The organism is Sulfitobacter sp. SH22 (assembly GCF_965641905.1).
Lineage (GTDB): Bacteria > Pseudomonadota > Alphaproteobacteria > Rhodobacterales > Rhodobacteraceae > Sulfitobacter.
On the sequence record NZ_OZ282573.1, the window covers coordinates 2,650,829 to 2,663,239 of the forward strand.

Annotated in this window: 13 protein-coding genes; 3 read left to right on the forward strand and 10 right to left on the reverse strand. The window is 56.9% G+C overall.

The features are described from left to right. Positions 1-6 precede the first annotated feature (6 nt). From ACSQ13_RS15030 to pheS, 3 genes are read right to left on the reverse strand one after another with little or no spacing between them, the layout of a single operon-like run. Positions 7-795: an alpha/beta hydrolase family esterase gene (locus tag ACSQ13_RS15030; RefSeq protein WP_295512495.1), complete on the reverse strand. Its 789-nt coding sequence runs from the start codon at positions 793-795 to the stop codon at positions 7-9. Positions 796-844: 49 nt separating this feature from the next. Further along, entirely contained in the window at positions 845-1,411 is a 567-nt protein-coding gene (locus ACSQ13_RS15035; protein ID WP_295512497.1) for a hypothetical protein, read from the reverse strand. Beyond that, positions 1,408-2,481: a phenylalanine--tRNA ligase subunit alpha gene (gene pheS / locus ACSQ13_RS15040; RefSeq protein WP_295512498.1), complete on the reverse strand. Its 1,074-nt coding sequence runs from the start codon at positions 2,479-2,481 to the stop codon at positions 1,408-1,410. Before pheS ends, ACSQ13_RS15035 begins: the two co-directional genes overlap by 4 nt. 135 nt (positions 2,482-2,616) lie before the next feature. Between pheS and ACSQ13_RS15045 the strand changes: the two genes are divergently transcribed. Continuing rightward, the gene (locus ACSQ13_RS15045) at positions 2,617-3,819 is read left to right on the forward strand and encodes a YbfB/YjiJ family MFS transporter (protein WP_176247939.1); all 1,203 of its coding nucleotides are present in this window, start codon (positions 2,617-2,619) and stop codon (positions 3,817-3,819) included. Positions 3,820-3,879: 60 nt separating this feature from the next. Here ACSQ13_RS15045 and rplT read toward each other — a convergent pair whose 3' ends face one another. The 4 genes from rplT to pyk all read right to left on the reverse strand — a co-directional run bounded on the left by rplT (position 3,880) and on the right by pyk (position 6,295). Continuing rightward, positions 3,880-4,245, reverse strand: a complete 366-nt coding sequence (rplT, locus tag ACSQ13_RS15050; protein ID WP_176247938.1) for a 50S ribosomal protein L20 — start codon at positions 4,243-4,245, stop codon at positions 3,880-3,882. A 15-nt stretch (positions 4,246-4,260) separates the two neighbouring features. Continuing rightward, the gene (rpmI, locus tag ACSQ13_RS15055) at positions 4,261-4,461 is read right to left on the reverse strand and encodes a 50S ribosomal protein L35 (protein ID WP_008228149.1); all 201 of its coding nucleotides are present in this window, start codon (positions 4,459-4,461) and stop codon (positions 4,261-4,263) included. Between the two features lie 117 nt (positions 4,462-4,578). Next, positions 4,579-4,806, reverse strand: coding sequence for a hypothetical protein (locus ACSQ13_RS15060; protein ID WP_176247937.1), 228 nt, complete (start codon positions 4,804-4,806; stop codon positions 4,579-4,581). Positions 4,807-4,849: 43 nt separating this feature from the next. Next, complete coding sequence (gene pyk, locus ACSQ13_RS15065; RefSeq protein ID WP_295512500.1) at positions 4,850-6,295, reverse strand: pyruvate kinase; 1,446 nt, start codon at positions 6,293-6,295, stop codon at positions 4,850-4,852. Between the two features lie 191 nt (positions 6,296-6,486). On the opposite strand from pyk, the gene ACSQ13_RS15070 reads away from it, so the two are divergent. Continuing rightward, a complete protein-coding gene (locus tag ACSQ13_RS15070; RefSeq protein ID WP_176247935.1) occupies positions 6,487-7,224 on the forward strand; it encodes an N-formylglutamate amidohydrolase in 738 nt (245 codons plus the stop codon). A 20-nt stretch (positions 7,225-7,244) separates the two neighbouring features. Then, entirely contained in the window at positions 7,245-7,556 is a 312-nt protein-coding gene (locus ACSQ13_RS15075; protein WP_176247934.1) for a DUF1244 domain-containing protein, read from the forward strand. A gap of 118 nt (positions 7,557-7,674) precedes the next feature. On the opposite strand, the gene ACSQ13_RS15080 is transcribed toward ACSQ13_RS15075, so the two are convergent. Genes ACSQ13_RS15080 through ACSQ13_RS15090 form a run of 3 tightly spaced genes read right to left on the reverse strand, consistent with a single transcriptional unit; the run spans position 7,675 to position 12,379 of the window. Further along, positions 7,675-9,177, reverse strand: a complete 1,503-nt coding sequence (locus ACSQ13_RS15080) for a sugar ABC transporter ATP-binding protein (protein ID WP_176247933.1) — start codon at positions 9,175-9,177, stop codon at positions 7,675-7,677. Further along, positions 9,174-10,253, reverse strand: coding sequence for a hypothetical protein (locus tag ACSQ13_RS15085; protein ID WP_435988121.1), 1,080 nt, complete (start codon positions 10,251-10,253; stop codon positions 9,174-9,176). Before ACSQ13_RS15085 ends, ACSQ13_RS15080 begins: the two co-directional genes overlap by 4 nt. Continuing rightward, positions 10,250-12,379 carry an ABC transporter permease gene (locus ACSQ13_RS15090; protein WP_176247931.1) on the reverse strand — a complete coding sequence of 710 codons (2,130 nt, stop codon included), beginning with the start codon at positions 12,377-12,379 and terminating at the stop codon, positions 10,250-10,252. Before ACSQ13_RS15090 ends, ACSQ13_RS15085 begins: the two co-directional genes overlap by 4 nt. Positions 12,380-12,411 lie beyond the last annotated feature (32 nt).

Consider the following 12,411-nt stretch of genomic DNA (forward strand, 5'->3'; position numbering starts at 1 on the left):
AGCGCGTCATTCACGCCCCATCAGATCATCCAGCTGGATACCCAGCCAGCGTTTCGGAATAAAATGCCCGCCTGAATGCACATCCAGCGTCACTTTGCGACCGGCAGTGCAATTATCCCAAACGATGTTGGTGGCGGGGGTATTCGCGCGGATCAGCCAATGTTCGGAAATGCGCCCTTGGCCACAGCGAAACGCCTTGCGCCACAGGGCAACGGCATTGGTCGCGTCATGGCCCTGGCCGCGCGGCAGGCTCATCCAGATGTCTTGCAGGCCGTGCACATGGCGCACCTGCTTTGGCGGATTGGGGCAGGTTGTTGCCTGCGGGATCGTACCTGACATGGTCATCAGCCCCGCAACCTTGTCGCCGCGCGCACAGGCATAGCGCCACGCCATCGCCGCCCCGAACGAAAACCCCGAGATGTAAATCTGGCTTTGATCCACCGGATAGCGTTTCGCCACATCGGCCAGCACCGCATCGGCAAAATCAATATCCGCCGGATCGTCCTGCCAGAACCGCCACGCCCTGTTCTGCGCTGAAGGGCCGATCAACATGACCCCACGGGGTTTCGTCTCAACCCCGATACGCGGATGGTTCACCACCGTCTTCCCGCGCCGCAGGAAGGCGTGAAAATGCATCATCACTGGCAGAGGAGTTACCCCGTCCCAGTCATCGGGCAGCAGGATGTTGTACTCGCGGTCGCCGAGTTCGCAAGGGATGTCTCCGCCGCAGGCTGCTTCAACTGTACCTGCTGCGAAAAAATGCAATGCAATGACAAGGAAGTGCAGTTGTTTCATTAATCTAAACCCATCGCCTGAAAAACAAGGCTAACTACTTGATGGCGAGTTACCTAAAGAACAAAGCAATAGCAAAATAGAGAGTTCCTACTAGGCCTGCAAACATCAGGTAAAAAACAATTGCATTCATTACAGCCCCAAATTGCCTCTGAGCAAGAAAACTAACTTCCTCTGCGATTGTATCAGGGCAGTTTACGCCGATTAACTTTGGCTGAAGGAGGTCGATGTCAATCATGTCGATGATCAACAACTCCTTGGGTGCCAATGATGGAACAAGAATAGAAAATGCGCCGTTGCTTAAAGACTTAGCTTGGTGATCTCTCGGTTGCCAAAGCGTGTAACTGGTTGGCTTTGCGGAAAGTATTAACTCAACGTCATAAGCAGCTCTTCTACCGATATTTTGAACATATAGTTTTTCGGTTGATACGCTTATTGGTTCACCGTCTTCACGCACCTTAAAACTGTGGTGACTTAGACTCGTAGAGCCCCAAGTGAGTTTAACACGGGGTCTGAATGCAGCTAATACAGCAGCGGTCAAAAGTGACAGGATCAATGCAGAAAGAAAATCTTGGAAAGGCTCCAAGACTTCCCAAAGCCCTGAAATAATCTCCCTCACCGACTCAAACCGCTATGCAAATTCGGCTGATCCAGGCTGGCAAACCCATAGTGGCGCAGCCAGCGCAGGTCTGAATCAAAGAAGGCGCGCAGATCGGGGATGCCGTATTTCAGCATCGCGATCCGGTCGATCCCCATGCCAAAGGCAAAGCCCTGCCATTCGTTCGGGTCGATCCCGCCCGCTTGCAGTACCTTGGGGTGAACCATGCCGGACCCAAGGACTTCCATCCAACCGTCGCCTTCGCCGATGCGCAACTGGCCGTCGACCCAAGAACACTGGATGTCGACCTCGGCCGATGGTTCGGTGAACGGGAAATGCGAGGCGCGGAAACGGGTTTTGATGCCGTCGACCTCAAAGAACGCGGCAAAGAATTCTTCCAGCGTCCATTTCAGGTTCGCCATCGAGATGTCTTTGTCGATCGCCAGACCTTCGACCTGATGGAACATCGGCGTGTGGGTCTGGTCGTAATCGGCGCGGTACACACCGCCGGGACAAATGATGCGCAGCGGCGCGCCTTGTGCTTCCATCGTGCGGATTTGCACGGGCGAGGTATGGGTGCGCAAGACATGCGGCGGGCGGTCGTCGCCTTCGGCGCGGGCCATGTAAAACGTGTCCATCTCGGCGCGGGCGGGGTGGTGGCCGGGGATGTTCAGCGCGTCAAAGTTATACCAGTCGGTGTCGATACGCGGCCCTTCGGCAACGGAAAACCCAAGCTCGGCAAAGATCGCGGTAACCTCTTCGGTCACCTGGCTGACCGGGTGGATCGTGCCCTGACGGGTCGGGCGGGTCGGCAGGGTAACGTCCAGCCATTCACTGCGCAGGCGTTCATCCAGCGCGGCATCGCCCAACGCGGCCTTCTTGGCGGCAAGCGCCGAATTGATCTCGTCCTTGAGCGCGTTCAGCGCGGGGCCGGCGGTCTGGCGTTCTTCGGGGGTCATCTTGCCCAGCTCGCGCATTTTCAGCGCGACTTCGCCTTTTTTACCCACGGCGGTCAAACGGATGTCTTCCAACGCGGCTTCGTCGGCGGCACCAGCGATCTGGCCCAGATATTTCGCTTTCAGGTCGTCCATATCTGCCTCATGTCTTTTGTTCTGGCTGGTGCTAGCAGAATTATGCCCGAATACAAGTCGCAGCGCCACCCGATGCCGTGCTTGTGCAGCCCGATCCCTGCGCACATAGTGACCCCGACAGGTCGGAGGACACAGATGACGGACACCCCAAACAGCCCCGGCTTGCCCCGACCCGTTGATCGCCCGTGGCTGGCATTGGCCGGTCTGACCCTGGGTGTGATGATCACCAACGGCTTTGCGCGGTTTGCCTACGGTCTGATCCTGCCCGCGATGAAATCCGAATTGGGCTGGACCTATGCGCAGGCCGGATGGCTGAACACGGCCAATGCGTTGGGATATGTTGTGGGGGCGGTGCTGACGCTGCTGTTGATCGGGCGGGTCGCCCCGTCGCGGCTGTTCAGTTTCGGGCTGGTGGCCACCACGCTAAGCCTGCTGGCAACAGGTTACGAGGCGACGATGGGCTGGCAGACGTTCTGGCGTATTGCGGCGGGGGTATTCGGGGCGATGTCCTTTTCCACCGCCAGCGTTTTGACCGCACGGCTGTTTCCGGGTGACGCCAAGCGCAACGCCCTTGCGATTGCGATCCTGTTTGGCACCGGTGGCGGGCTTGGCATCATGCTGGCTGGCGCATCCCTGCCCCTGATGCTCGAGACTTGGGGGCCGTCCTCCTGGCGCTTTGGCTGGTACATCATTGGCATTCTCAGCGTGATTGCAGCACCGCTTGGCTTGTGGTCGGCCCGCGCGTTGCATGTGCCTGCATCGCGCAACACTGCGGCGGGTGGGCTGGCGCTGCGCCGTATCTGGCGCGAATTGGCCGGCTATGCGGGATTTGCCATGGGCTACATCGTGTATCTGACGTTTCTGGGGGCCTGGATGACGGATCAACAGGCCTCGGCTGGTTTGATCGCCGGGGTTTGGATCATCCTGGGCGTGGCCCTTATCCTATCGCCCTTTGTCTGGCGCGGTGTCTTTGCGCGGCATAAATCAGGGCGACCACTGGCGATGATCCTGACGGGTATCGCCATCGGGTCCGCCCTGCCCGTCGTGCTGCCTGCTGGGGGTGCCGTCGTGATCTCGGCCGTTGTCTTTGGGTTGTGCGTGTTCATGGCACCCGGCGCGATCACCAATTTCATTCGCCAGAACCTGCCCCCTGAAAGCTGGGCCGCCACGATGAGCCTGTTCACTGTGGTGTTTGCGGTTGCGCAGACGGTTGGCCCCTTTGCCGCCGGAGCCATCGGGGATGCGACCGGCGATATCGGGTCAGGCCTGCTGGTGGCTGCGGCGATCCTGCTGACCGGTGCATTTCTGGCTGCATTCCAAAAGCCGCTGGACCCTTAAACGCAAAACGCCGCCCTGATATCAGAGCGGCGTTTCGAACTTCTAAGAAGCCTAGGGCGCTTATGCGGCCAGTGCGTCTTGTGCTTGCTTAACAATCGCACCGAACGACGCAGGTTCGTTCACGGCCAGATCGGCCAGAACTTTGCGGTCTACTTCGATGCCTGCAAGGGACAGACCATTGATGAAACGGCTGTATGTCAGCGCTTCGTCATGGCTGCGCACGGCAGCGTTGATCCGCTGGATCCACAATGCGCGGAAGTTGCGCTTGCGATTCTTGCGGTCACGGGTTGCATATTGGTTTGCTTTGTCGACGGCTTGACGCGCGACTTTAAAGGTATTCTTGCGGCGGCCATAGTAACCTTTGGCTGCTTTAATTACCTTTTTGTGACGGGCGTGGGTGACGACACCACCTTTTGTACGGGACATATCGGCTCTCCTATCTTAGCGGTCGTAGGGCATGAAGCCCTTGATGATCTTTGCATCTGGCGCAGACAATGCTGTCGTGCCGCGTGCGTTGCGCAGGAACTTGTTGCTCCGCTTGATCATGCCGTGCTGCTTGCCGGCCTGACTGCCGATGACCTTACCGGTCGCCGATACTTTAAAGCGCTTTTTAGCGCTCGACTTGGTCTTCATCTTGGGCATTTCCGTCTCCTTGACTTGAGTTCGGTAGATGCGCGACTCGGCATGCCACGTGGGCCGGACGCGCGGAACGAAGCTGGCGTATAGGTCGGACAGAAAAATATCGCAAGCGTAAAAGCGCTACCAGAACCTGTAGCGCGCGATCACATGCAAGATGGCATCTGGAATATCCTCCAGCGCATAGCCGCCGGGATGGCTGCGGATCGCGTACACAATCAACCCCCCGGCAATCAGCACGGTCAAGACAGACGCACGCGGTGCGCGGCTGTCGGAAAACGCCGAAACGATGGATGGAACAGACAACGCAGCGAGGGCAAGACCGAGAACCAGAGCAAGATCAGAGTCCATATTCCACACATCCCTAAGAAGAATTCATTTCCGTTAGGTAACGCTACTCCGGATCGGCACTAAAAATCAAACGTTCGTCGCAAGGGGCCACGCGCAAGATATTCGTGCTGCCTTCCACGTTGAACGGCACACCGGCCACGACCACCACCATATCTTCGGGTTCGGCATAGCCTTCCTCGCGGGCGGCACGTGCCGCACTGACCACGGCCATCTTGAACCGCTCCAGCCGTTCGGTCAGAACGCAATTGGTGCCCCAGCTTAGTGTCAGACGCCCTGCGGTCTTGGCCAGCGGGGTCAGCGCGATGATCGGCACCCGTGGCCGTTCGCGGGCAATCAGCAGGGCCGTGGTGCCGCTTTGGGTGAAACAACAGATCGCTTTGATGTTTGTGGTTTCGGCAATTTCCCGTGCGGCGGCAACGATACCATCAGCCACGGTCATCCGGTCAGCGGTACGCGACGCTTCGATGATCTGGGTATAGGTCGGGTCCATCTCGACTTCGGTGGCGACATTGTTCATCGTCCGTACCGCTTCGATCGGATAGGCTCCGGCGGCGGATTCAGCGGACAACATGACCGCATCGGCCCCCTCGTAAATCGCTGTCGCAACATCAGAGACCTCTGCGCGGGTTGGCATCGGGCTTTCGATCATCGATTCCAGCATCTGCGTGGCAACGATCACCGGCTTGGCTGCCGCACGACATTTACGCACCAGCCGTTTCTGGATCGGCGGAACATTCTGGATGGGCAGTTCAACCCCCAGATCGCCACGCGCGACCATAATGCCATCGCTGACCGCAAGGATATCATCGAACCGCGCAACGGCGGACGGTTTTTCGATCTTGGACAACAACGCGGCGCGCCCTTTTGACAGCTCGCGCGCCTCAAGCACATCTTCGGGACGCTGCACAAAGCTGAGCGCCAGCCAGTCGACACCCAAGTCGCAGACAAATTCCAGATCCGCCCGGTCCTTGTCTGACAGCGCGGCAAGCGGCAGCACCACATCAGGCACGTTCACGCCTTTGCGGTTGGAAATCACACCACCGATAACCACCTCGCAATCGGCAAAGTCGGAACCGCAGTCCTTGACCTTGAGACGGATTTTACCGTCATTGACCAAAAGACTTGCGCCGGGCTCCAACGCCTGGAAAATCTCGGGGTGGGGCAGACAAACGCGGCTGGCGTTGCCTTCGGCTTCGTCCAAATCCAAGCGGAAGGAGGCACCTTCGACCAACTGCTCACTGTCGCCCGAAAACACACCAACGCGCAGCTTTGGCCCCTGAAGGTCGGCAAGAATCCCGATTGTCGATCCGGTTTCTTTTTCGATCTGGCGGATGATCTTGTGCTTGATCCGGATTTCGTTATGGCTGCCGTGGCTCATGTTCAGGCGAAACACATCCGCACCCGCCGCATGCAAAGCCGATATCATCTCGTGTGTGTCCGAGGCTGGCCCCAAAGTGGCGACTACTTTTACATTGCGTGTGCGTCTCATCTTGTGCGTCATCCTTCGTCAGATTGGGCCGGTTCTTGGCCGCAGTTTATCCCTGTTATTTCCTGTCTAGCATGGGTGTAGCCCAGAGTGGATAGCAAATGTGTTAGCGATAACATCGAATTTCTGCGTTCTGCCGGATTTTCATTCACATGTCCCTCGCCTACAGATATCTCGCAAGAGGTTTCAGCAATATGACTTATACCCCATTTTCGATTGATGGCGCGGATCGCCCCGGCCGCTGGTTGGTGATCTGCGACCATGCCGCCAATACGGTTCCGGACTGCATTGCGGGCGGGACGCTGGGGCTGGACGGCGCAGACATGGAGCGCCACATCGCCTATGATATCGGGGCGGCAGGTGTGTCACATGCCTTGGCCGAACGGCTGAACGGGCCCGCGATATTCAGCAATTTCTCGCGTCTGGTCATTGACCCCAACCGCGGCGAAGACGACCCGACGCTTTTGATGAAGCTCTATGATGGGACCATCATTCCAGCCAACCGGAACGCTGACCATGGCGAACGCGAACACCGGCTGAACACCTGCTACCGCCCCTATCACGATGCGCTGGCCAAACTGGCCGCACGCCCTGCGACCGTCATCGTTTCAATCCACAGCTTTACCCCGCAACTGCGCGGCAAGCCAAAGCGCCCGTGGGAAATCGGTGTGCTATACGCCCGTGACGCGCGCCTTGCCGTCCCGCTGATGGACCGGCTGCGGCAGGAAGCCGGCCTGACAGTGGGCGACAATGAACCCTATAGCGGCCATTTGCCCGGCGACACGATCGACCGGCACGCGCTTCAACAGGGGCGGCCCAATGTGCTGATTGAACTGCGCAGTGATCTGATTGCCGATGCCAAAGGCCAGCAGGCCTGGGCCGAGCTTTTGGCGCCCATCCTTGAAACCACGCTCGCCCAGACCCAACTTTGATCTCGAACAGGAGAGACACCATGCCCACACAAACCGAGATCGAACTGCAAGCCGCCGCCTTTCGCCGCCTGCAACAACACCTGATGCAAGACCGCACCGATGTGCAGAACATCGACATGATGAACCTCACAGGATTTTGCCGCAACTGCCTGTCGCGCTGGTACCAAGAAGCCGCGAACGAGCGCGGCATCGAGATGGGCAAAGAAGAGGCCCGCGAGCTGTATTACGGCATGACGATGGATGAATGGAAAGCCAACTATCAGACGGATGCCACTCCCGAAAAGCAAGAAGCGTTCAAGGTCGCCTTTGAAGAAAACGTAGGCAAGAAATAAGGTCTTTGCGCTTTGTAAAAGCTGACTGCATTTCAAGGCGGGCATCCGGACGCAGAAGGTATCATGCCTGCTGCGTCCGTTGATCCATCACTTGCCGGGTCACATCGACACGGCGGCCCTAATGGACAGCAGCATACATGATCCGCTCTTCAGTCGCGTCGTCAATCGAGAATTCCTCGACGATGCGGCCTTGGCGGGAAACCAGAATCCGGTCGGAAAGGCTCAGGATTTCCGGCAAATAGGATGAGATCACCACCACGGGCAAACCGGATGTGGCCAGTTCATGGATCAGCTCGTGAATTTCGGCGATTGCGCCAACGTCGACGCCGCGCGTGGGTTCATCCAGAATAATCAACTTGGGTTTTTGAACCAAGGCCTTGGCCAAAACGACCTTTTGCTGGTTCCCGCCCGAAAGCTCGATCACTTTCGATTTGTTGTCGATCGCTTTGACGTTCAGGCGATCCGTCCAGGTTTTGGCAAGCGCAGCCATTTCCGAATAGCTGACCACAGATTTCTGGTTCAGATCAGCCCCGATCAGCCCCGAATAGATGTTTTCGGCAATCGACTTGGTTTCAAAGAAGCCTTCGATCTTGCGGTCTTCGGTAACGTAGACGATCCCGTCAAGGATCGCCTGCCTCGGGACGCGGTAGCGCACGGGCTTGCCATCAAGGCGCACTTCTCCGCCATGGAACAAATTGCGTTTGTTCACGCCTGCGACGATCTTGAATGTTTCGGTTCGTCCGGACCCGATCAACCCAAAGACCCCAGTAACCTGCCCCTCAAAAACCGAAAACGACGTATTCCTGACCATAGAACCCATCGACAGGTTTTGGACCGAAAGCACACGTTTTCCCAAGGGGCGCGTCTGCCTTTTGACCTTGTCCTTGCCATAAAGCTCGTCCGTAAGGTTTCGCCCGACCATGTGCTGAATGATCGTGTCGCGATCGAAATTTGACGCATCATCCGTGATCACATGCATCCCGTCGCGCAGAATCGTAATCCGGTCGGAAATATTCAACGCCTCTTCAAGGGCGTGGCTGATGAAGATGATGGATACGCCATCGTTTTTAAGACGCTCGACCAAATTGAAAAAGTGGTGCTTTTCTTCGGGGGTAAGCGTCGCGGTGGGTTCGTCGAAAATGATAACGCGTGCGTTGTGGCGCACGGCGCGTGCGATTTCGACCATTTGTTTTTGTGCCGCCCCAAGCTGGGACACAAGCGCCGTTGGGTCGACTTCGAAGCTGAGGGATTGCAGGAATTGTTGGGCCGATATGTAAAGCCCGCGCAACCGGTTCAGCAGCTTTTCATTGCCCAGTTCTAGGTTCTGCGCCACGGTCAAAGACGGCACCAGATTGGTTTCCTGAAACACCATCGCGATGCCATTCTCCAGCGCCTCTTGGGGACTGCTGAAAGAGACCGGCTTGCCAAGGTATTGCACCTGCCCTTTGGTTGGCTCGTGTACGCCTGCAATCATTTTTGTCAGCGTCGACTTGCCTGCACCGTTTTCCCCCAAAAGAGAGTGGATTTCACCGGGGCGCAAATCAAAAGAGACATTTCGGATCGCCGGATTTCCGTGGAATTCTTTTGTTACGTCCAACATTTCTACAACAGGGACGGTCATAGCGCTTTTCCTTTTTCCACCAGTTGCATCTCCAGAATCTCGCCGTTCCCGCGGCAGGCCATCCAAAGTGTGTTCCCCGATTGCAATGCGGATGTAATTCCGTGGCGGGACCCGCCTGTTCGGCTGTGAAAGCTGCGCAAAGGAATGAAGGTGCTGCTCAACTCTATGACCAAGCCATATGAACGGGTCGGTGCCCATGGCTTGAGGATCCCCATTTGTTTGAGCGCCCCGCCCTGCATGGGTTCGTTGAAATATCTCCCGCTATAGAAATGCGGTGCGATCCAGAACTCGGGCGCGACTTCTTGCAACATTGCCTTGCGGTAGGCCGGTTCGCGCAAGACGAATTCGATCAGGGGGTTTCGTGGTGCAAAAACACTTAGCCAGAAGGTGCCATTTTCCTGCCGGCAAAGGCGGCCGGGATAGCCTGGGATTTCGTCAAAAATGATCTGCGCGTTTGATCCGTCTGCCGACATTTCAACGATGTGAGATGCCCATGCTTCGCTGTAAACAATTGACCCACTGGCAGTGGTTGCGATCCCGGACGGGTACCGAAGGTTTTTCGCCAAGATGCGCACCTCGCCGGTCTTGGGATTGGCCCGACCGATCATGCCCGATTGGTTTGTCTCCATCAGATCGCGCCGCCATTCGTTGGGCGCATTTGTCTGTGAACCGGTGCAAAATAGAATAACGCCGCTTTGGTCCACCGATATTGCCGTCACATTTGTGATCGGAGTGGCCCACGCGATTTCGGCCCTCTGGTAATCACCGCCAAGCAAAATGAGGCCATCGTCAAGGGTTGCCACAACCAATGTATCATCCAGCGCGGCAAGGGCGGTGATCACCGACGGCAGCTCTGCCTGAACACCCGAGCGTGAAACCAGCGTGGCACCGTCTGACCAAAGAGGCTCCCCTTTCCACTCAACGATATCATCCACCTGAGCGGCCGGGATTCCGGGTTGGAGATTCTCTAGCTGGTTGTTCGGCTTGAGCGCGCCATCCATCGGCGGGACGGTGACCGCAGCGGATCCACGCCCAAGGAGGTTGTCAAAGATACGGGAAATCATAGAGTGTTTCACGCGTTTTCCCCCGATTTCTTGCCCCAATAGCTTGACCATCCGGTCCAGCGATTATTCTGCCCCTCAAGGCGAATACGGCCGATACGGTTGTTGGTGATGCCCCCCAGATACAGCCAGCCTTTGTGCTCGCGCATGGATGTAATCATCGGGTGATTGGCAGCTTTGCGATCCCATAGGGATTCAATGATCTCTCCGTCGTCATCAAAGCGCGCAACGCAACCGATATTGAGGTTGGGGAACAGCCATTGATCAGCGGCCATGCGGCGCGCCATCCGACGTCTGAAATCGGGCATCCGAAGCGCCAGATCCAGCGCGGGCGAACGCATCCCCATGATCGCGACCCAATAGGTGCCGTCAGACGCGCGGTTGATGTTATCGGGATACCCGGGAAGTTTGTCGGCAAGCACCTCAACCGTGCCTTTCTTGGGCCCCTCAAGCCAGTAGCGGTTGATCCGGCAGCCCCAGCTTTCCGCAAACAAGATCGATTTACCGTCATGGGATGTGCAAACCCCGTTGGGAAATACCAAGTTGCGCACGACAGTCCGTGTCTTTTTGGTTTTGGGATCATAGCAAACGATACGACCATTGCCGCGGCTTTCCAAAGCATCGACAGGCCAGTCGTGCATCTCGTAGCGCACCGTCGCCTCAGAGAAATAGATCTTGCCGTCTGGGGCAACATCCAGATCATCCGCAAGACGCAGGCGGCTGTCGTCGATGATGGAAAAGAAAGACCGGTTGGTTTCGTCTGTCACCAAGGTGACCGCTCTGTCTTTCTTTGCGACCATATAAAGCCCCATGCCACCGACGCAGACCAACAGGTTCCCGTCTTTATCAAAGCTCATACCCAAGGGGGCACCGCCGATATGGGCGTAGATTTCGTAGGTCTTGTATTCAGGCGGTGTAAACCGGACGATATCCCCGTGGCGGTTGCCGCAATACAGGTAATCCTCGTCATCAAGGATAACGTCCTCGGGGCTTTCCACGTCTCCCAGACCGATCACGTCGACTTTGGACAAGCGGTCATTCACCTTGAACGGACCCTCATCGGTTGTGCGTGGCTCTGGCATCTCCATCAAAGTGGGCGACACATAGACCGTGTTCAAAAGCTTGTGACGGTTTTTCATCCAGCGCACGTCGACGAACACGGCGAAAAGCAATGCCAGCCCCAGCACCATTGGCCCCGAACCACTGTTAAGGCCAAGACGCAGAACACCGTTGGTTAGCACCAGCACCGTGACCGCCCCCATCATGGCCTTGGTCACCGAACCGCGACCGCCGCCAAGGGAATTGCCCCCAAGTATCGCTGCCGTCAGCACGAGGACCTCGAGACCAAGACCGGTGTCTGTGCCGGCACCGCTCAGGCGGGCGGCGTATAGAATGCCGGCCATACCGACCAACATCCCCGAAACGACATAAGCCAGACAAACGATCCGTTTCACAGGCAGGCCCATATTATAGGCCGACCGGCGTGATCCACCAATCGCCAGAAGACGCCAGCCCGGCCCCGACCGGCTAAAGATGACATGTGCGATGACCGCGACGATCACCAGGATCACAAAGCTGAACGGAAAGATTGAAACGTTGCCCAGCCCCATCAGATCCCAAAGAGGAGACGAGTAAAAAGACATCGACATGTCTTGGGCGTATTCAAGCAGCAAAAGGTCTACGATGGCGCGCACAATGATCAGCGTCACAAGCGTTGTAAGAAATGCCCGCAACCTCAGATAGCCGATCAATACGCCATTCACCAATCCCACCGATCCGCAGATGAGCACAACAAGGCCAGCAGCCAGCCCGACCGGAAGATCCGCAAGGTTGAGAAAGTACAGCATCAAGAAGTTGCCGAGCGCAAAGTTCGACCCGACCGAAAGGTCGATCCCCCCGACCAGTATCACAGTGGTCATCGCCAGAACGACAAGGGCAAGTTCCCCATATTGGCGGGCCAGAATGCCGATATTACTTCCAGTAAAGAAATTGGGCAGCAAAGACCCGACAACCCCGACCACAATAATCATAATTGTGAATGGGATGGCGTTGTCGATCCAGCTCTTCGAGAGCAATTCGCCAAAAACGTGATCGGGAAGCCAGCGGTACCGGGCTTTTTTAATACTGCTTGCCAATGACATAGCGCGTCACTTTCTTATGAAACTTCTGGGAG